The 18,547-nt window shown below is 63.8% G+C and carries 20 protein-coding genes and 1 riboswitch; of the genes, 7 read left to right on the top strand and 13 right to left on the bottom strand.

The window, feature by feature from the left end; translation table 11 throughout:
- Positions 1 to 3 precede the first annotated feature (3 nt).
- Positions 4 to 213: a hypothetical protein gene (locus ACSQ3E_RS12995; protein WP_436122997.1), complete on the top strand. Its 210-nt coding sequence runs from the start codon at positions 4 to 6 to the stop codon at positions 211 to 213.
- Positions 214 to 571: 358 nt separating this feature from the next.
- Here the strand turns inward: ACSQ3E_RS12995 and ACSQ3E_RS12990 are convergent, their stop codons facing one another.
- Entirely contained in the window at positions 572 to 1,540 is a 969-nt protein-coding gene (locus ACSQ3E_RS12990; protein ID WP_310328983.1) for a hypothetical protein, read from the bottom strand.
- 139 nt (positions 1,541 to 1,679) lie between these two features.
- Here ACSQ3E_RS12990 and ACSQ3E_RS12985 point away from each other — a divergent pair, with 139 nt between their 5' ends.
- Positions 1,680 to 2,264 carry a nitroreductase family protein gene (locus ACSQ3E_RS12985; RefSeq protein ID WP_436122996.1) on the top strand — a complete coding sequence of 195 codons (585 nt, stop codon included), beginning with the start codon at positions 1,680 to 1,682 and terminating at the stop codon, positions 2,262 to 2,264.
- 4 nt (positions 2,265 to 2,268) lie between these two features.
- Positions 2,269 to 2,874: a flavin reductase family protein gene (locus ACSQ3E_RS12980; protein WP_436122995.1), complete on the top strand. Its 606-nt coding sequence runs from the start codon at positions 2,269 to 2,271 to the stop codon at positions 2,872 to 2,874.
- A gap of 3 nt (positions 2,875 to 2,877) precedes the next feature.
- On the opposite strand, the gene ACSQ3E_RS12975 is transcribed toward ACSQ3E_RS12980, so the two are convergent.
- Both ACSQ3E_RS12975 and ACSQ3E_RS12970 read right to left on the bottom strand, forming a co-directional pair.
- Positions 2,878 to 3,759 (bottom strand): HpcH/HpaI aldolase/citrate lyase family protein, encoded by an 882-nt coding sequence (locus ACSQ3E_RS12975; RefSeq protein ID WP_436122994.1) that lies wholly within the window; start codon positions 3,757 to 3,759, stop codon positions 2,878 to 2,880.
- Entirely contained in the window at positions 3,759 to 4,211 is a 453-nt protein-coding gene (locus ACSQ3E_RS12970; RefSeq protein WP_280223169.1) for a MaoC family dehydratase, read from the bottom strand. The genes ACSQ3E_RS12975 and ACSQ3E_RS12970 overlap by 1 nt, the downstream gene beginning before the upstream one ends.
- A 149-nt stretch (positions 4,212 to 4,360) precedes the next feature.
- Between ACSQ3E_RS12970 and ACSQ3E_RS12965 the strand changes: the two genes are divergently transcribed.
- Positions 4,361 to 5,482 (top strand): DUF2336 domain-containing protein, encoded by a 1,122-nt coding sequence (locus ACSQ3E_RS12965; protein ID WP_436122993.1) that lies wholly within the window; start codon positions 4,361 to 4,363, stop codon positions 5,480 to 5,482.
- Between the two features lie 30 nt (positions 5,483 to 5,512).
- Here the strand turns inward: ACSQ3E_RS12965 and parE are convergent, their stop codons facing one another.
- Positions 5,513 to 7,582 carry a DNA topoisomerase IV subunit B gene (gene parE, locus ACSQ3E_RS12960; RefSeq protein ID WP_436122992.1) on the bottom strand — a complete coding sequence of 690 codons (2,070 nt, stop codon included), beginning with the start codon at positions 7,580 to 7,582 and terminating at the stop codon, positions 5,513 to 5,515.
- Between parE and ACSQ3E_RS12955 the strand changes: the two genes are divergently transcribed.
- Complete coding sequence (locus ACSQ3E_RS12955) at positions 7,581 to 7,769, top strand: hypothetical protein (RefSeq protein ID WP_436122991.1); 189 nt, start codon at positions 7,581 to 7,583, stop codon at positions 7,767 to 7,769. The two genes, parE and ACSQ3E_RS12955, sit on opposite strands and share 2 nt — an antisense overlap.
- 70 nt (positions 7,770 to 7,839) lie before the next feature.
- A complete protein-coding gene (locus tag ACSQ3E_RS12950) occupies positions 7,840 to 9,015 on the top strand; it encodes a diguanylate cyclase (RefSeq protein ID WP_436122990.1) in 1,176 nt (391 codons plus the stop codon).
- 503 nt (positions 9,016 to 9,518) lie between these two features.
- On the opposite strand, the gene gcvP is transcribed toward ACSQ3E_RS12950, so the two are convergent.
- The 8 genes from gcvP to ACSQ3E_RS12910 form a co-directional block, all read right to left on the bottom strand.
- Positions 9,519 to 12,329: an aminomethyl-transferring glycine dehydrogenase gene (gcvP, locus tag ACSQ3E_RS12945; RefSeq protein ID WP_436122989.1), complete on the bottom strand. Its 2,811-nt coding sequence runs from the start codon at positions 12,327 to 12,329 to the stop codon at positions 9,519 to 9,521.
- A gap of 14 nt (positions 12,330 to 12,343) precedes the next feature.
- On the bottom strand, positions 12,344 to 12,712 hold the full coding sequence (gene gcvH / locus ACSQ3E_RS12940; RefSeq protein ID WP_154384164.1) for a glycine cleavage system protein GcvH: 369 nt from the start codon (positions 12,710 to 12,712) through the stop codon (positions 12,344 to 12,346).
- A gap of 5 nt (positions 12,713 to 12,717) precedes the next feature.
- Positions 12,718 to 13,818: a glycine cleavage system aminomethyltransferase GcvT gene (gene gcvT / locus ACSQ3E_RS12935; protein WP_436122988.1), complete on the bottom strand. Its 1,101-nt coding sequence runs from the start codon at positions 13,816 to 13,818 to the stop codon at positions 12,718 to 12,720.
- Between the two features lie 148 nt (positions 13,819 to 13,966).
- Positions 13,967 to 14,053, bottom strand: a riboswitch (glycine riboswitch).
- 119 nt (positions 14,054 to 14,172) lie between these two features.
- Entirely contained in the window at positions 14,173 to 14,553 is a 381-nt protein-coding gene (locus ACSQ3E_RS12930; protein WP_436122987.1) for a helix-turn-helix domain-containing protein, read from the bottom strand.
- A 159-nt stretch (positions 14,554 to 14,712) separates the two neighbouring features.
- Entirely contained in the window at positions 14,713 to 15,504 is a 792-nt protein-coding gene (locus tag ACSQ3E_RS12925) for a molybdopterin-binding protein (protein ID WP_436122986.1), read from the bottom strand.
- A gap of 1 nt (position 15,505) precedes the next feature.
- Positions 15,506 to 16,381, bottom strand: coding sequence for a cytochrome b/b6 domain-containing protein (locus tag ACSQ3E_RS12920; RefSeq protein WP_436122985.1), 876 nt, complete (start codon positions 16,379 to 16,381; stop codon positions 15,506 to 15,508).
- Between the two features lie 112 nt (positions 16,382 to 16,493).
- Entirely contained in the window at positions 16,494 to 17,150 is a 657-nt protein-coding gene (locus ACSQ3E_RS12915; protein ID WP_436122984.1) for a DUF1345 domain-containing protein, read from the bottom strand.
- Positions 17,147 to 17,620 carry a YaiI/YqxD family protein gene (locus ACSQ3E_RS12910; RefSeq protein WP_436122983.1) on the bottom strand — a complete coding sequence of 158 codons (474 nt, stop codon included), beginning with the start codon at positions 17,618 to 17,620 and terminating at the stop codon, positions 17,147 to 17,149. Before ACSQ3E_RS12910 ends, ACSQ3E_RS12915 begins: the two co-directional genes overlap by 4 nt.
- A gap of 64 nt (positions 17,621 to 17,684) precedes the next feature.
- Between ACSQ3E_RS12910 and ACSQ3E_RS12905 the strand changes: the two genes are divergently transcribed.
- Positions 17,685 to 18,029 (top strand): cupin domain-containing protein, encoded by a 345-nt coding sequence (locus ACSQ3E_RS12905; protein WP_436122982.1) that lies wholly within the window; start codon positions 17,685 to 17,687, stop codon positions 18,027 to 18,029.
- A 9-nt stretch (positions 18,030 to 18,038) separates the two neighbouring features.
- On the opposite strand, the gene ACSQ3E_RS12900 is transcribed toward ACSQ3E_RS12905, so the two are convergent.
- Positions 18,039 to 18,512: a GNAT family N-acetyltransferase gene (locus ACSQ3E_RS12900; protein WP_436123355.1), complete on the bottom strand. Its 474-nt coding sequence runs from the start codon at positions 18,510 to 18,512 to the stop codon at positions 18,039 to 18,041.
- Positions 18,513 to 18,547 lie beyond the last annotated feature (35 nt).

Raw genomic sequence — 18,547 nt, 5'->3', positions numbered from 1 at the left:
CCAATGCTGAAGGCGCAGGCCGTATCTGCCCTTGCTTCGTTTGGCGAAGCAATCAGCAGCACGGCGATTGTCAATAATGTCAGAAAGAATGTGGTCGAAAATGCACAAAGCGCGCGACCGCACGCAGCAGTTGCCTTCGCAAATCCAGTCATTGCCCCCTCTAACTCCTTCAGGCAGAAGGCGTCAGAACCCATGCTGATTTTTCTAATTTAGGGCATGATTTATTTGAGGTGGGGAATCAATCGTCAAAGTTGTGGATTCTCATTTGCTTCGCCGCAAAGCTTCTACGTTCGCATGTTTGCTGAATGGCTGTAGTAAATCTGCAACGATTGTTTGAAGGCTACTCAACGGGTGACGAAGATCGCCGAGCCGGCGAGAGTGCTGGTGGCGCGCCGAATGCAACCGAGAGTTCGTAGTCGCTTGAGAAGGAGCTCAGTTGGCGGGCCGATCGCGGCGTCTTCGGAGGCGACGACTTCGAGTTCCCAGTTGCGGCCGGCAACGACGGTGAAGTCGCGCTGGTAGATGCGGTCGTAGTTCTTGGCGGTGATGGTGTGGTCGCCCGAGAAGGTGCTTAGTCGGCGCCTTCGTTGGGGTCGATCGCCGCGTCTTCGGAGGCGACGACTTCGACGTCCTGGTTGCGGCCGGCAACGACGGTGAAGTCGCGCTGGTAAATGCGGTCGCGGTTCTTGGCGATGATGGTGTAGTCGCCTTCCGACAGCACCATCGAGGCAAAGGCGCCGACAGCTTCGCGCAGCGGGTCGCCTGACTCCGTCAGCACCGACCAGGAGGTGTCGGCGATGGCCTCGCCGCCGGCTTCGCGCACAAGCTTGAAGGTCACGTCGGCGGCGCGGTGCTCGACAGTCGCTTCGGTCAGCTTGCCGGCTTCGACGCGGATGTCTGAGCGGATGACGGCGTTGACGCTGCCATAGGTTGAGACGACGTGATAGGTGCCGGAATTGAGCCGCACCACCGAATTGGGCGCGACGTTGGGGATGACCAGCGCGCGTTCGCCGTCGCTGCCGGCGTCGGCCTCGAAGATCGAGAATTTGAGCTTGGCCGGCGGGATGCGGACGCCGCCGGAAAGGACGGCATCGAGCTTGAGGCCACCGGCGTCGAGTACGAGGCTCTCGCGCTTGCCCTGCTTGCCGACAGTGATGCGTTTGGTGGCGCCGGCGCGGCCATAGGAGGCATGGACGAGATAGCTGCCGGGCGGCAGCTGGAACATGCTCGTACCGCCCTGCGCCGAGGCCACCAAAGGCAGCTTGCCGTCCGGGCCGGCCTCGGGGCTGAACACACGCCAGACTAGGCCACGGCCGATGTCGCTGCCCTTGTCGGTCAGCTGCGCGGTCAGCGTGATTTCGCCAAGCGCGCCCGTTGCCAGCGGCTCGTCGCCGCGCGGCGAGGCAAAACTCGATATGCCGGGAAGGCTGAGGCCATCGATGGCCGCAGCACCATCCTGCGCGAAAACGGCCGCAGGCTGCACAGCGAGCAGCGCAACAGCCAGAATCGGCGCGAAAAGTCGGAAGGATCCCCTCAGCATCCCTTGTTTGAAGCGCAAGGCGGTGGCAATTTCAAGGCTATTCCGGCGCGATGGATTCTCAACCGCACTGCGCCGATGCCAGAGCAGCCACCATTTACGGACAGGCGCTTCAGCCCAACATCCAAGGAGTGCCCGCGCCGTGACATCGCCGATCATCGACTTCCTGCTTACCCGCAATTCCGCGCCGATCCCCGAACTGCGCGCGCCGGCACCGTCCGACGCTGAGATCGCGACCATTCTGGCGGCGGCAAGCCGCGTGCCCGATCACGGCCGGCTGGAGCCCTGGCGCTTCATCCTCTACCGTGGCGATGCGCGCATCGGGATCGGCCAGAAGCTGGCGGAGCTTGCCGAGCGCCGGGAAGGGCCGCTGCCGGAAGGCCGACGCAACCAGGAGCTCGCCCGTTTTTCGCGCGCGCCGCTGGTCATCGGCGTGGTGTCGAGCCCCAAGGAGCACCCCAAGATTCCCGAATGGGAAATGTTCCTGTCGGGCGGCATGGCGGCGATGAACCTGATCACCGCAGCCAACGCTTTGGGCTATGGTACCAACATGATCACCAACTGGTATTCGGATTGCGAAGAGGGCCGGGCGCTGCTGGGCTTGGCACCGCATGAGCGTGTCGTTGGCTTCGTTCACATCGGCTCCTATGATGGTGCTGGACAGGAGCGCCCACGCCCTGACGTGGCAAAACTTTATTCCGACTACGCCGGGCCATGGGAGGGCTAGGTACGTGTTCTACGAGCCGTCGAATGGCCACGGCCTGCCGCATGATCCGTTCAAGGCGTTGGTGTCGCCGCGGCCGATCGGCTGGATCTCGACGATAGGCGAGAATGGGGCGGTCAATCTCGCGCCCTATTCATTCTTCAACGCGCTGTCCGGCAAGCCACCAATGGTGTGGTTTTCCTCCGAGGGCCAGAAGGACAGTGCTACCTTTGCAGGCGAAACAAGGGAGTTCGTCGCCAATCTCGTCGGGCGCAACCTTGCCGAGAAGATGAACAAGAGCTCGGTCAACGCGCCGCGCGGTGTCAACGAGTTCGACTATGCCGGCCTGACGCCGGTGCCATCGCGGCTTGTCGGGCCGCCGCGCGTTGCCGAAGCGCCCGCGGCGCTGGAATGCAAGGTCACCGAGATCTTCCGGCCCAAGGGCCTGGACGGCAAGGAGACCGGCGCCATCGTCGTCATCGGCGAAGTTGTCGGTATCCACATCGACGAGGCCTATCTGACCGACGGGCTGTTCGATGTCGTCAAGGCCGGCAATGTCTCGCGCCTCGGCTACATGGATTACTCTTCAATCGACGCCATATTCTCGATGCGCCGGCCGCGCTGGGAAGACTGAACCTCAGCCAACGACACCGGCGGCGCGTGCCCGAGCCAGCAGGCGCTGTGCGAGCCTCAGATGCGGCCGGTCGTACATCTTGCCGTTTATGCCGACGACGCCCGGATTGCCCGCCTCTTCGAAGGCGGCAATGACGGAAGCCGCGTGGGCCACCGCCTCGGCGGTCGGCGTGAACGCTTCGTTGATGATGGCGACCTGGTCCGGGTGGATCGCCATCTTGGCGGTGAAGCCGTCGCGTTCGGCCTCGAGGCACTCGGCGCGCAGGCCTTCGCTATCCCTGAAGTTGACGAAGACGGTGTCGATTGCGGCAACGTCGGCTGCTGCCGCTCCCAGGACAGTCATCGTCCGGGCAAGCCGGAACACGTCGGTGTAGCGGCCGCCGCTGTCGCGCGCCGCACGTGCAGCGATAGCCGCCGAAAGGTCTTCCGCGCCCCAGGTCAGCCCGGCAACGCGGGCGCTTGCGCCGACGTAGCTTGCGGTCGCCAGCACGCCGGCTGCGGTCTCCGTGATGATCGGGATGATCCTGATGGCGCCGTCCGGCAGGCCGTTTTCCGCCTCGTGCACTCGCAGCTTGGTTGAGAGATGCTGGACGTCGGCGCCGGAGTTCGACTTCGGCAGCATGATGCCGTCGGGCGCGATCGGCACGATCGCCCTGAGGTCGTCGTCGGTGAGCCCGGTCGAAAGGTCATTGACCCGAACATAGATCGACGCGCGGGTCTCGTTGCGCTTGCTGGCGATGAAATTGGCGGCGACGCCGCGCGCATGCGCCTTGTTGTCGGGTGAAACCGAATCCTCGAGATCGACGATGACCACGTCGGCGCCGGAGGAAAACCCGCGTTCGAGCTTCTTTTCGGAATCGCCTGGAACGAACAGCAGCGAGCGCATCAGGCCGCCTTTTTCTTCATCATCGCCTGGCGCTGGCATTTGGCAACGAGCGCGCCGTCCTGATTATAGGCGCAATGCAGGAACTCGACGATGCCGCGATCGGTTTTCGATTTCGATTCGCGCACCGACAGCACCTCCGTCTCGACGCGAATCGTATCGCCGTGGAAGACCGGGTGCGGGAAGGTGGTCTCGGTCATGCCGAGATTGCCGATGGTGGTGCCGAGCGTCGTGTCGTGCACCGAAATGCCGATCATCAGGCCAAGCGTGAACAGCGAATTGACCAAAGGCTTGCCCCATTCGCTCTTGGCGGCGAAGTCGAAGTCGATGTGCAGCGGCTGCGGGTTGAGCGTCATCGTCGAGAAGAACATGTTGTCGCTCTCGGTGACGGTCTTGGTAAGCTGATGCCGGATCACCTGGCCGACGACGAATTCCTCAAGATACAGTCCAGCCATCGGCAACTCCTCCTGTTGTGCGGATTTGATAGGCGCTGCCTCGCTGCCCGGCAAGCGGGTTAACGGATATGGTGAACCGTTCGTAAACCTTTTCTTCCTACGGTCGTCATTGGGTTTGGGCGCTTGCTGCCAGGGGCGAAGAAGAGCGGATGGTCGTTTCGCATTTTCTGAAATGGATGGACACAGCCAAGGTCGGCGAACGGGCCGCCGCGGCTGCTGCTCTGGCGGGCGCCTATGTCAATCGCGAGATGCCGTTCGAGGATCGTTGTGCCGCCGAAGCGGCATTGACTCTGCTGCTCGACGACCCGTCGTCGAAGGTGCGCCAGGCGCTGGCCGAGGCGCTTTCGATGAGCATCCATGCGCCGCTCCAGATCATCGCCGCACTTGCCGCCGACCAGCCCGACGTCGCTGGCGTGGTGCTCGCGCGCTCGCCCTTGCTGACCGATGCCGATCTCATCGACCGCGTCGCATCGGGGTCGATCGCCATCCAGAAACTTGTTGCCGACCGGCCTGTCGTCTCGATGTCGCTTTCGGCCGCGATCGCCGAAGTCGGCGAAGCCCAGGCCTGCGTCGTCCTGCTACAGAACTACGGGGCAAACATCGCCTCGTTGAGCTTCCGCCGCATGGCCGAGCGTTTTGGTCATGATGCGCGTGTGCGCGAGGCGCTGGTCGCCGATCCGCGCCTGCCGTCCGATTGCCGGCACCTGCTGCTGGTCAAGCTCGGCGAAGCCTTGAAGGCCTCACCCTTCGTCCTGGCACTGATGGGTGCCGCGCGCGCCGAAAAGGTGACGCGCGACGCCTGCGTCAAGTCTTCGCTGACGCTGATCGAAGGCACGCGCGCCAACGAACATATGGCGCTGGTCGAGCATCTCAGGCTGCGCGGCGACCTGACCGCGAGCTTCATCATCCGCATCCTTGCTCATGGCAAGGTCGATTTCTTCGGCGCGGCCCTGGTCGTTCTGACCGGTCGCGATGAGCCACGGGTGAGGGCGCTGCTGTCTGCCGGCCAGGATGTCGCGCTGACCGCGCTGTTCCGCTCCGCCGGCCTTGCCGACGCGACGCACGCGATCATCCTGCGGGCGCTGAAGATCTGGCGCGAGGTGGCAAATGGCCGCCGTGTCGCCGGCGCCCAGGAAGTCAGCTGGCTGATGCTCAAGGAACTGGGCGGCCAGGCTGCCGAAGGCGAGATGGCCTCCTTGGTGAAGTCGATCCATCTCGAGGCCCTGCGTGAAAACGCCCGTGGCCATGCCCTGGCGATAGCGGCCGCCTGACGGCGGGCCGCTCTCAATCAAGAACTCGGATCAGATGTCGAGCGCGTCCGCGGTGGCGAACTCGGCGCGCTCCTGGATGAAGCGGAAACGCAGCTCCGGCTTGGTGCCCATCAGCGCGTCGACGGCACTCTTGGTGTCGTCTTCGCTCTCATTGACCTCGACGCGCAGCAGCGTGCGCTTCTTCGGGTCCATCGTCGTTTCCTTGAGCTGCGAGGCCATCATCTCGCCAAGGCCCTTGAAGCGGCCGATCTCGATCTTGCCGCGCCCGGTGAACTCGGTGCGCATAAGCTCGTCCTTGTGGGCGTCATCGCGGGCGTAAGCCACCTTGCCGCCCTGGCGGATCGAATAGAGCGGCGGCACCGCCATATAGAGGTGCCCGCCACGGACGAGCTCGGGCATCTCCTGGTAGAAGAAGGTGATCAGCAGCGAGGCGATGTGGGCGCCGTCGACGTCGGCGTCGGTCATGATGATGACGCGGTCGTAGCGAAGGTCTTCTTCGCGGTACTTCGAGCGCGTACCGCAGCCGAGCGCCTGGATCAGGTCGCCGATCAGCTGGTTCGACGCCAGCTTGTCGTTGCCGGCGCTGGCGACGTTGAGGATCTTGCCGCGCAGCGGCAGGATCGCCTGCATCGAGCGGTCGCGCGCCTGCTTGGCCGAGCCGCCGGCCGAGTCACCCTCGACGATGAACAGTTCGGCACCTGCTGCCGCGTTCTGCGTGCAGTCGGCCAGCTTGCCCGGCAGGCGCAGCTTGCGCACCGCGCTCTTGCGCGACACTTCCTTTTCCTGGCGGCGGCGCACACGCTCGTCGGCGCGCGCGATCACCCAGTCGAGCAGCTTCGAGGCTTCCTGCGGATTGTCGGCGAGCCAATGGTCGAACGGATCGCGGATCGCGGTCTCGACGATGCGCATCGCCTCGACGGTCGCCAGCTTGTCCTTGGTCTGGCCGACGAATTCGGGCTCGCGGATGAACACCGACAGCATGCCGGCAGCCGAGATCATCACGTCTTCGCTGGTGACGATCGAGGCGCGCTTGTTGCCGACGAGATCGGCATAGGCGCGCAGGCCGCGCGTCAGGATGTTGCGGAAGCCCATCTCGTGGGTGCCGCCGTCGCCGGTCGGGATGGTGTTGCAGTAGGAATTGATGAAGCCGTCGCCGCCGAACCAGGTGACGGCCCATTCGACCGAGCCGTGGCCGCTCTGCTTCTCGCTCTTGCCCGAGAAGATTTCGCGGGTGACCTGCATCTCGTTGCCGAGCGAGGCCTTGAGATAGTCGCCGAGACCGCCGGGGAAATGGAACACGGCCTTTGCAGGCGTCTCGTCCTTTTCCTTGATAAGGGCCGGATCGCAGCTCCAGCGGATTTCGACGCCGCCGAAGAGATAGGCCTTGGAGCGCGCCATCTTGTAGATGCGGGCCGGCAGGAAATGCGCGCCCTTGCCGAAGATGTCGGGGTCGGGGTGGAAGCGCACCTTGGTGCCGCGCCTGTTTTGGACGTCGCCGAGACTTTCCAGCCCGCCCTGCGGGACGCCGCGCGAAAAACGCTGGCGGAACAGTTTGCGGTTGCGCGCCACCTCGACTTCGAGCTGGTCGGACAGTGCGTTGACGACGGAGACGCCGACGCCGTGCAAGCCGCCCGAGGTCTCGTAGACCTTGGAGTCGAACTTGCCGCCGGCATGCAGCGTGGTCATGATGACCTCGAGCGCCGACTTGTTCTTGAACTTGGGATGCGGATCGACAGGAATGCCGCGGCCGTTGTCGGTGACGGTCAAGAAGCCTTCGGCGTCGAGCTCGACCTCGATGAAGGTCGCATGGCCAGCCACCGCCTCGTCCATCGAGTTGTCGATGACTTCGGCGAAGAGATGGTGCAGCGCCTTTTCGTCGGTGCCGCCGATATACATGCCGGGACGACGACGGACGGGCTCCAGGCCCTCGAGAACCTCGATGTCGGACGCGTTGTAGCTGTCGCTGGCGTCCTTAGCCGGAGCAGGGCGCTTCGTGGCCGCTGCCGCAGCCGCCGCCGCGACCAGCGGATCGACCGGACGGGATACGGGACGCGCGGGCTGATTGCCGAGGTTGCCGAAAAGGTCGTTGCTGTCGTCCATGCTCAATACGGTTTTTCCGAGCTGCGAATCACTTGTCGAGTTTGCCAGTTTTGCCGAGCCCGCAACAGTTCCTGATCTGTTCGTACACGGCCTGTTCGATATGCCCGAATTGGCAGGGTCGGCGCAACCTTTCGTAAACGCTAACCGAAATCGCAGCACTCAACTGGTGATGGCGGCGGCTGTGTAAGGTTGCGGCTAACCCGGAATGTCCAATAACTGCTGCCCGAACATTCGGACATCAGGAAGGCCGCGCCCCCGTGCTTGACTTCGGTTCCTTGTTGCTCGCCACAGCCCTGTCCGGTGCGTGTCTGAGCGGAACGCTCGTCGCGATCTGGCTGACGGCGCGTCAGTCCCGTTTCGTGCTCACGATGGCGGTGGGGATACTACTTCTCGTCACCCATGTCATCGCCTTTTGGCTATATGGCCGCCATGCCTCGCCGTGGCTGGGGCAGGGCATGCTGGCGCTTCTGGTCGCCGGCTTCTTCGTGGTCTTCACCTCCGCCGACCAGTACATCGAACGTGGCTGGTCGAAACCGGCCGCCATGCCGATCGCAGCTATCATCGCGTTGACGGTCGTGGTCACTGCCGCCGGCTTCGACGGCATCGGCTTCGTCATCGCCTATTCGGCGGTGACAGCCATCCTCGTCATGACCGCGACCGCGTTCTGGACGAGCAAGGAAGTCGACCGCCGCGTGCTGGCCCCGGTCTCGTTGCTCACCGGCAGCAGCGCCATATCCTTCGCGCTATGCGCCTTCGTCATCGTGCAGCAGAAGCAGTGGGTGCTCGGCAGCGTGCCCAGGAACTGGGCCGAGGACGTCAATACTGTCGTGGTCGTTGCCTGCATGACCGCACTTGGCGCGCTCACCATCTCGTTCCACCATCTGCGCACCCAGAGCCGGCTGACCGAGGAAACGCTGACCGATCCGCTGACGGGGCTGATGAACCGCCGGGCGCTCACCTCGCTGCATGGCGACACGCAGTTCGGTGAGCGCCGGGCGCTCGCCATGGCCGATCTCGACCACTTCAAGCGGACCAACGATGTCTTCGGCCATGCCGTGGGCGACCGGGTGCTCCAGCGTTTCGCCGATGTCGTCAGAAGACAAGCGCGCGACGGCGTCGAGGTGTTCCGGCTCGGCGGCGAGGAATTTGCCATCGTCATTTCGGGAATGAGCACGCTGGAGGTCTATGACGTCTTGCGCAAGATCGGTGCATCCTTCGGCTCCGAAGTCGTCGGCACGAAACTCGGCCCGCTCAGGAGCACGGTCAGTGTCGGCGTGTGCTTCGGCGACGATGAACCGCGCACGGTCGAACAGATGCTGCTTGGCGCCGATGCGGCGCTCTACGCCGCCAAGCGCGCCGGCCGCAACCGGGTTGCTACTGCCGAAGGCGCGGGCAGCGGGGCTTATCGCGAGCCGGAACTGCTGTTTGCCTGATAGCATCGGCGAACCCGACGACATTCTGACTTTCAGATGCAGGGCTCACTCCGGGGCTGCACAGGCACACGGGAGATGGTTGCCTTTGATGTCGCGATGCGAGAGCTTGATTTACAAGGTAAAGCCAAGAGTCGGAGAGTGCGATGGAGAGGCGAGAGGCATTCGAACGCCTTCTTGATATAGCGGTAGAAAGTAGAGTTCTGCTCAACGACCTTCTTTTGGAATGCCAAGGCAAGATCTCCGACAAAGACTTTGTTGAGTTGAGGACGGCGGTGGGAATTGCCATGGGAAACATTTTTGTCGAGACTGTCGTACCGATACTGAACGAGTTTCCCGAACTGAACACTGCATCAAAGTTGCGTAGCCCGACCCCGTTGGGCCACCCGTCCGATCTCTGACGAAGGGCTATTTCGGCGTACGCTGCAGCCTAAGCCGACAGGCTATGAGTCAAATCGGCGGCGCCCGTGAGGTGCGCCGCCGATTGATGTGTTCGCCGGGTCAGCTTACTCGGCGGCGCCGAGATACTCGCTCAGCGGCGGGCAGGCGCAGACCAGGTTGCGGTCGCCGGCGACGTTGTCGATGCGCGACACCGGCGGCCAGTACTTGGCGACAGTGTCGGGATCGCCGCCGGGATAGGCCGCTTCGAGGCGCGAGTAGGGGTGCTTCCACTCGCCTGCCAGCGTCTCGGTCGCTGTGTGCGGCGCGTTGACCAGCGGATTGTCATCCTTCGGCCACTCGCCCTTTTCGACCTTTGCCGCTTCGTTGGCGATGGCGATCATCGCTTCGCAGAAACGGTCGATCTCGTGCTTCGGCTCGGACTCGGTCGGCTCGACCATCAGCGTTCCGGCAACCGGCCACGACATGGTGGGCGCATGGAAGCCGTAGTCGATCAGGCGCTTGGCGATGTCCTCGACCGAGATGCCAGCGCGCTCCTTGAGCACGCGGGTGTCGAGGATGCACTCATGCGCCACACGGCCGTTGCGGCCCTTGAACAGCACGGGATAGTGCGCCTCGAGCTTGCTGACGATGTAGTTGGCGTTGAGGATCGCCGTTTCCGTCGCGTGCTTAAGGCCCGAAGCGCCCATCATCCGGATGTACATCCAGGTGATCGGCAGGATCGAGGCGCTGCCGAAGGGAGCCGCCGAGACCGCATGCGCGCTGCCGATTTCGACATGGCCTGGCAGGAACGGTGCCAGGTGCGACTTGACGCCGATCGGGCCGATGCCGGGGCCGCCGCCGCCATGCGGAATGCAGAACGTCTTGTGCAGGTTCATATGGCACACGTCGGCACCGATGTCGGCGGGCCGCGAAAGTGCGACCATCGCGTTCAGGTTGGCACCGTCGAAATAGACCTGGCCACCATGGGCATGGACGATCTCGCAGATGTCGCGCGCACCTTCCTCGAACACGCCATGCGTCGAGGGGTAGGTGAACATCAGCGCCGCGAGCTTGTCGGCGTGCTGCTCGGCCTTCACCTTGAGGTCGGTGACGTCGATGTCGCCATCTTCGAGGCAGTGCACGACAACCACGTCCATGCCGGCCATCGCAGCACTTGCCGGGTTGGTGCCATGCGCCGAGGACGGGATGAGGCAGATGTTGCGCTGCGTCTCGCCACGCGAATGGTGATAGCGGCGGATGGCCAGCAGGCCGGCATATTCACCTTGGCTGCCGGCGTTCGGCTGCAGGCTGACTGCGTCGAAGCCGGTGATTTCACACAGCCATGCTTCGAGGTCATCGGTCATCGCGCGATAGCCGAGCGAATGGCTGGTCGGCGCGAACGGATGCAGGTTGGCGACCGAAGGCCAGCTGACCGGCATCATTTCGGCGGCCGCATTGAGCTTCATGGTGCAGGAGCCGAGCGGGATCATGGCGCGGTCGAGTGCCAGGTCCTTGTCAGCCAGCCTGCGCAGGAAGCGCATCATGTCGGTTTCCGAACGGTTCTGGTGGAACACCGGCTGGGTCAGGAACTCCTTGCCACGCGGCTGGCCCGGCAGCGAGCGCTTGGCCTCGGCTATGACCTTGGCGCCAAAGAGGGTTGCGATCGCTTCGAGATCGGCAGCGGTCGAGGTCTCGTCGAAGGCGACCGAGACATGGTCGGCGTCGATGACACGCAGCAGGCGGCCGGTCTTCTCGGCCTCGGCGGCAAAGGCCTCGGCCTTGCCCTTGGCCTCGATGGTGACGGTGTCGAAACGCTTGTCGCCAAGCACCGACAGGCCGGCGGCCTTCAGGCTCTCGGCAAGACGGCTCGCCAGCGCATGGACACGCTCGGCGATCGCCTGCAGGCCGACCGAGCCGTGCCAGATGGCGTAGGACGCAGCCATGTTGGCGAGCAGGGCCTGCGCGGTGCAGATGTTCGACGTCGCCTTGTCGCGGCGAATGTGCTGCTCGCGAGTCTGGAGCGCCAGGCGATAGCCGGGACGGCCCTTGCTGTCGACCGACTGGCCGACGAGGCGGCCCGGCATCAGGCGGGTCAGCTTGTCGGAGACGGCACAATAAGCAGCGTGCGGGCCGCCAAAGCCCATCGGCACGCCAAAGCGCTGCATCGACCCGGTGGCGATGTCGGCGCCAAGGCTGGCAGGCGTGTCGGTGACGGTCAGGCTGAGCGGATCCGAGACGAAGATGACGATGGCGCCGACGGCCTTGGCCTTCTCGATCGCTGCCTTGTGGTCGCCATAGACGCCGTTGGTGTCGGGCCAGGAAACGATCAGCGCTGCGGTGTTGTCGTCGATGGTCTCGCCGTCGATCTCGGTGCCAAGAGGCTCAGCGCGGGTGCGCACGACATCGAGAACCTGCGGATGCGCTGCACCGGCAAGAGCGACGCGGCTGCGCTTGTCGCGGTGATGGCGCAGCGCGATGCCGACAGCTTCAGCGACTGCGGTTGCTTCGTCGAGCAGCGAGGCGGAGGCGACGGGCAGGCCGGTCAGTTCGGCGACCAGCGTCTGGAAGTGGAACAGCAGCTCGAGCCGGCCCTGGCTGATTTCGGCCTGGTAAGGCGTGTAAGCGGTGTACCAGGCCGGGTTCTCGAACAGGTTGCGCTGGATGACCGGAGGCACGTTGACGCCGTGATAGCCGGCGCCAATGAAGCTCTTCAGCACCTTGTTGCGGCCCATCTTCTCGCCGAGCTCGGCAAGCGCTTCATGTTCGCTGGCAGGTGCCGGCAGGTTGAGCGCGCGGTCGAGCCGGATCGACCTCGGTACCGCCTGCGAAATCAGCGTTTCCACGGAGGTTACGCCGATGGCGGCCAGCATGGCGCGGGTTTGTTTGGGACCGGGCCCGATGTGGCGGGCCGAAAAGGGATAGGGTGCGGTGGTCATCTCAGGCGATCCTGTCAACCGATATGGGCTTTGTAGCCCGCTTCATCCATCAGGCCGTCGAGCTGGCCCGCATTGGCGATCTTCATCTTCCACAGCCAGCCGTCGCCGGTGGCAGCCGAATTGACGAGCGCCGGGTCGGAAGAGAGCGTTGCGTTGCTTTCGGTGATGTCGCCGTCGATCGGCGCGTAAACGTCCGAAGCGGCTTTGACCGACTCGACGACAACGGCGACGTCGCCCTTGGCGAGCTTGCGGCCGGCTTCCGGCAGGTCGACGAAGACCAGGTCGCCGAGCTGTTCCTGGGCGTAGTCGGTAATGCCGACGGTTGCGATGTCGCCTTCAACGCGGATCCATTCGTGGTCTTCGGTGAAATAGGTCTTGGTCATGGAAATTATCCTTTGCGGTAGCGATGCTGCGTGAAGGGAAGGGAATGGACGTCGACAGGCACCTTGGTGCCGCGGACGTCGGCGAAGACGCGGGTGCCGGCTTTGGCCAGCGAAGCGGAGACGTAGCCCATGGCAACGGGGAAACCGGCCGACGGGCCGAAGCCGCCAGAGGTGACGCGGCCAATCAGATTGCCGTCGGCGTCGAACAGCTCGGCGCCGGAGCGCACCGGCTGGCGGCCTTCCGGCTTGAGCCCGACGCGCTTTTCGGTGGCGCCGTCGGCGAGGATCGTTGCAAGCGCCGCGCGACCGATGAAGGCGCCGTCAGCGCGCAAGTCCTTGGGGATCGCCCACATCAGGCCGGCACTTGCCGGGTCGTTGGCAGGCGTGATGTCGTTGCCATGCAGGCACAGGCCGGCCTCGAGGCGCAGGCTGTCGCGGGCGGCAAGGCCGATCCACATGGCGCGCTCGTCGGCCAGAATCTTGCCCAGCAGTTCGCGGGCATCGGCTTCCGGCAGGCCGATCTCGAAACCGTCCTCGCCGGTATAGCCCGAGCGGCTCATGAACCAGTTGGCGCGGGGCTCAAAACCCTGCATGAAGAACAGCTCGTCGGTGGCGATGCCGGCCTTTGCCAGCACAGCAGGAGCTTCAGGACCCTGGATCGCGATGAAGACGCGGTCGAGCGGCTCGATCGTCGCATCGAAATCCTTGGCGAGCGCGCGCAGATGCGCTTCGTCGGTCGCGGCGTTGCCGGCGTTGGCCACCACCATGAAGCGCTCGTCGCCGAGGCGGGTGATGATCAGGTCATCGATGATGCCGGCGGTCTCGGTCAGGAAGAAGGTGTATTTCGACTGCCTGGTATCGAGCGCGCGCGCATCGAGCGGGCAGGCGCGGTTGATGAGGTCCGCTGCACCGGGGCCGGTGACCAGGAACAGCTTCATGTGGGAAATGTCGAACAGGCCGACATGCTCGCGGGTGTGAAGGTGCTCCTTCATCACGCCGGCGGGATAGGTCAGCGGCATGTTCCAGCCGGCGAATGCGCCAAAGCGCGCACCAGCTGTTGTATGCAGGTCTGCAAGGGGTAGTTGGTTTGTATGGTCGCCCGTCATGTCTTCTCCAGAGTCGCACGTGTCCAGCCGCTGTGGCGGCCATTCCGTGCCCCTCTGTCTGAAGCCTGAGAGACTCGCGCTCCGGAACTCTGTCGGCAGCGCTTACACCTTCGGCGCGGGATCAAAGTCCCGACTTTCCAGAGTGTCCTTCCCGTTTACGGTTCTTTTGCCTGAGAGATTTCGGGCGATTTCCCCTTCGGCGTCAGCTTTCGCTGCTCTCTCCCGCAAACAGGTGGAGCCCGCAAAGGCCCCAGACGAGTCGTCAATATCCCACCGACGACGCTTTGTCACCTAGAAGCGCAGTTCTTATTCACCGGATGGATAGTCCCAACCAATACTTCCGGGTGGTCCGTCTCAGGTACCGGCACTTTCCAGCTTGCGCAGGTCGCGCTCGAGCTGGCCAATCAGGTTGCCAGTCTGGCGATGCAGCCGTCTAAGCCGTTCCATCTGCAGCGAGACCGAGGCTGCGGACAGGTCGTCTTCGCGCGGAGCGGGACCGACGCCGTGCAGGATCCAGGAAATGCTGGTAGCGAGCAGGCCTGCCAGCTTCGCTATGCGATGTGCGCCGGGCTCGGAACGGTCGCGCTCCCAGGCATTGATTGTGGCGGTCTTGACCCCAAGGCGCCAGGCAAGTTCGGAAGCGCTCAAGCCGCTCGCTTCGCGGGCCCGCGACAGGCGTCCGCCAATGGTGTCGAGGTCGGGGGTCTGTTCATAGATATTCGTGGTGTCGGACACCAGAAGGGCCTCCTGTCGTGTATTGGATTTGGGCCGCGAACTGTTTGGCGGCAGGGATGCGAGCATCGGCCAGCGAGCCCGAATGCGCAACCGCTAGATCCGGAAAATCGGCCAAGTTATTGAAAATACGTAGACATAAATGGCACTGACGGCTTTCGGTCAGATGCCGCCATACCAGTCGTAGCCGCGGTCTTCCCAATAACCGCCCTTGCCAAGGCCCATGGCGCCGAAGCCGTCGACGAGTTCGATCTTGTGGATGTATTTCGGCATCTTGTAGCCGAGCTGGCGCTCGACGCGCACCCTGAGAGGCGCGCCGTTCTCGACCGGCAGCGGCATGCCGTTCATGCCATAGGCGAGGATCGTCTGCGGGTGGCGCGCGTCGACCAGGTCGATCGAGCCGTAATATTTGACTTCGCCTGAGAGACTTCGCTCGATGGTGTCGAGGCAGTGGAAGACGACGTAGCCGGCATTGGGCTTGACCACGGCGGCGTCGAGCACCAGCGCCATCGGCACGCCGGTCCATTTGGCAATGCAGCTCCAGCCCTCGACACAGTCATGCCTAGTGATCTGGGTGCGCGAGGGCATGTTCATCAGCTGCTGGCGCGTAAGCGACAATGGCTTTTCGACAAGGCCCGTCACCTCCAGCCGCCAATCGGCGAAGTCGCCCGAATGAAGGGATTTATAGACGCTGTCATCGGGCGCGGTGATGCCGTTGGGGCGTTGCGGCTGGCGAATGTCGGCCTCGGTGAACTCCTGGGCGAGCGAGTCGCGGCCGGCGAGCATCCGCTGGACGCGATAGGTGAGGCCATTGGAGCCTTCCAGGACGTTGCGCACGCCGTTGTCGCGATCGGCGAGGAAGTCGAATGCGTCGCAGCCGGAGAGCGCGACTGTCGACGCCCCGAGAGTGGCAGCGGTGAGGAAGCGGCGACGGTTGAGCTGGAATTTTGGCATCTCAGGCGCTCCCTTCGCGACGGTCGCGCTGCGGCGGATCGATGCGATACCAGCCGGTGACGATCGAGCGCAGTTCGTTGATGGGGCCTGCCGCAAGGATCATCAGCATGTGGATGACGAAGAAGCCGACGAGCAGCGCCATGGTGACGAAATGGATGGTGCGCGCGGTCTGGCGTCCGCCAAGCAGGTCGGCGAGGAATGGCACGGCGGCATTCATGCTTGGCGACATGGCAAGGCCGGTGATGATCATCAGTGGCAGAAGCACGAACAGCACCCCGCCATAGGCCAGTTTCTGCAGCGTGTTGTAGTCGCGGCTGTGGTGGAACCTCAGCCTGGCGTGGTCGGCGACGTCCTTCGGCAGCCGGCGCAGATCTTCCATACGGGGTGCCAGGTCGCGGCGCAGATGACCGTTGAACAGGCTGGCGACGACCCAGACGAGCAGCGTTCCTGACAGCACCCAGGCAAAGAAGAAATGCACGACGCGGCCGGTGGCGAGATCCTGGCCGGAGGGGATCGTTGCCCATGCCGGGAACGCACGCGCACTTGGATTAGCGGCCGAACCCGACAGCCCGAGCACGCCCGTCGTGTTGAATCTGTTCCCGAGGACTGTCGTGTAACCGACTGGTCCCGTTGCGCTATTTTCGGCACCAATGACCAGGACGTCGTTGCTGAAGCCGAAGCCGGACTGTTTGCCAATGTAGAGCGCTGGGTGGGCGTTGAAGATCTGCAGGCCGCTCAACAGCAGGAAGAACAGCGACAGCGCCCAGACCCAATGGGTGAGGCGCGTCCAGCGTGTTTGGCGGTAGACGAACTCGCCATGAGTGCTCGGCGCGGGCCCGTCATTGGCCTGCTGCAGCATGCGTGCGTGGCTTTCCATAACGCGTGATCTCCGCCATCGCGGGGCGCGCCATTCTACGCCCCTTTGCAGAGGATTACGCTTGGGCGCCGGGAATTGTTTCGCTGCCGCGATGATATTCGCGTGAGCCGCTTCAGCTCGCGAGCGAGACCACCAGGTTGACGGCGGCGGCGACGATGATGGTGTTGAAGAAGAACGACAGGATCGAATGGACCAATGCTGCCTGGCGCATGTGCGTCGACGAAATGTTGGTGTCGGCCGTCTGCGCCGTCATGCCGATGACCACGGCGAAGTAGAGAAAATCCCAACCGCAGGGACGCTCCGTGCCGGGAAAGATCAGGCCGCCGACGGGCTTGCGGCTGCGCGTCGAAGTGGCATCGGCCTTGCTGTCGCCTTTCCAGTAGAGACGGGCATAGTGCAGGGCCGCCATGGCGTGAATGGTCAGCCAGCCGAGCGGCAGCGACAGCAGCGAAAACGCCAGCCAGGAGGGATGCGGCACCTGCTTGGCGTTCATCAGGACGAACAGCGAGCCGACGGCCACCACGACGATGCCGATGGTCACCAGGAAGATGATCCAGATCGGCTCGTCGGCCTGCTGGGCACGCCGGCTGAGGAAGTCCGCCGTCAATCTCGGCATCTCGCGCAGAACCAGCAGGATGTAGGTGGCGAAGAATGCATTGGCGGCGATGCTGTAGCTGAGCGGGTGCTGGAGCAGCATTGCCACGGCGAGCGCCACCACTCCGATACCGGCGCTTGCCAGGAAGATGAAATGGCGCCCGAACGGCTTCATGACGGCTGCACCGCCCTCAGGGCTCGCCGCGCCATCTGGTCGAGCGCGCCGAGGAAGCGCGAGCGATCTTGCGGTGCAAAGGACGCATTGTAGCCCTTGCTCTCTCCGGTCTCGCGCAAATGCTGCTTGAGATCGCGCATGGCGACCGCCATGCCAATGGTCTCCGGCGTGAACGGCTTGCCTGTCGGGCCGAGCACATGAGCGCCGAGGGCCACGGTGCGCGCGGCGAGTGGAATGTCTGCGGTGATGACGATGTCGTTGGCGCGCGCATTCTCGACGATCCAGTCGTCGGCGGCATCTGCGCCCTTTGATACGACGATGTTGCGGATCATCGGATCGCGTGATGGGCGTAGGCCGCCATTGGATACGAAGGTGACGACGAGGTCCAGCCGTTCGGCGACCTTCACCACCTCGTCTTTCACCGGGCAGGCATCGGCATCGACATAGATGATGGGGGCGTTTTCGGTCATTTCAGGCACTGTTCCGGGAAGCATATCTTTGGCTATGGTCTGGCACGTCGAACGGAGGCAGACCATGGCACATCTGATCAATCGCGAACAATGGGCCGAAAAGCCCGACGTCTGGCACGGTGAATTCCAGGGCGCTGCCTACGGAGCGGACGTCTCTGTCGTGTTCTTCAGCAGTGACAAGGTCGGCGGCGGCCCCAAGCTCCACACCCATCCCTATCCGGAAGTCTTCATCGTTCGTGTCGGCCGGGCGCTGTTCACCGTTGGGGACGAGACGATCGAAGCGGAGGCCGGGCAGATCCTGGTCGCGCCGGCGAACACGCCGCACAAATTCGCCAATCTCGGGCCGGGACGGCTGGAGACGACCGACCTGCATGTCGCCGGCGCCTTCGAAACGACCTGGTTGGAGTGAGCCCCGCCGTCAGGCGCTAACGCGTGAGACAGGCCTGAGCATGTCGATATGCGGGATATCGTCTTCCAGATATTCCTCCGACACCGTGTCGAAGCCGAATGCCGCATAGAATTTCTCGAGATGGCTCTGCGCCGACAGCGCGATCGGCCGGCCCGGGAACAGCCGCTCGCAAGCGGCGATCGACTCCGCCATCAGCTTGTCGCCGAGCCGCTTGCCGCGATGATCCGGCGAGACCACGACCCGGCCGATATAGGCCGGATCGTCTTCGCCTGACGGGGCAATGATGCGCGTGCTTGCCAGCAATTCCTTGCCGGCAAGCAGCCTGAGGTGCAGCGCCTCGGGATCCTTGCCGTCCATTTCGGGGAAGGCGCATTTCTGCTCGACGACAAAGACGTCGAGCCGCATTTTCAGCATCGCATAGAGGTCGCGCGGCGACAGCTCGTCGAGCGAACTTACGTCGACCTCATATGCGATGCCGCTCATCAGTAGACGACCACGCTTCTGATGCTTTCGCCTGA

Origin of the sequence: Aminobacter sp. LjRoot7, assembly GCF_964252895.1 — a bacterium.
Classification (GTDB): Bacteria; Pseudomonadota; Alphaproteobacteria; order Rhizobiales; family Rhizobiaceae; genus Aminobacter; species Aminobacter aminovorans_B.
The sequence above is the reverse complement of the archived record's forward strand: the minus strand, read 5'-3'. Positions and strand labels throughout refer to the sequence as shown.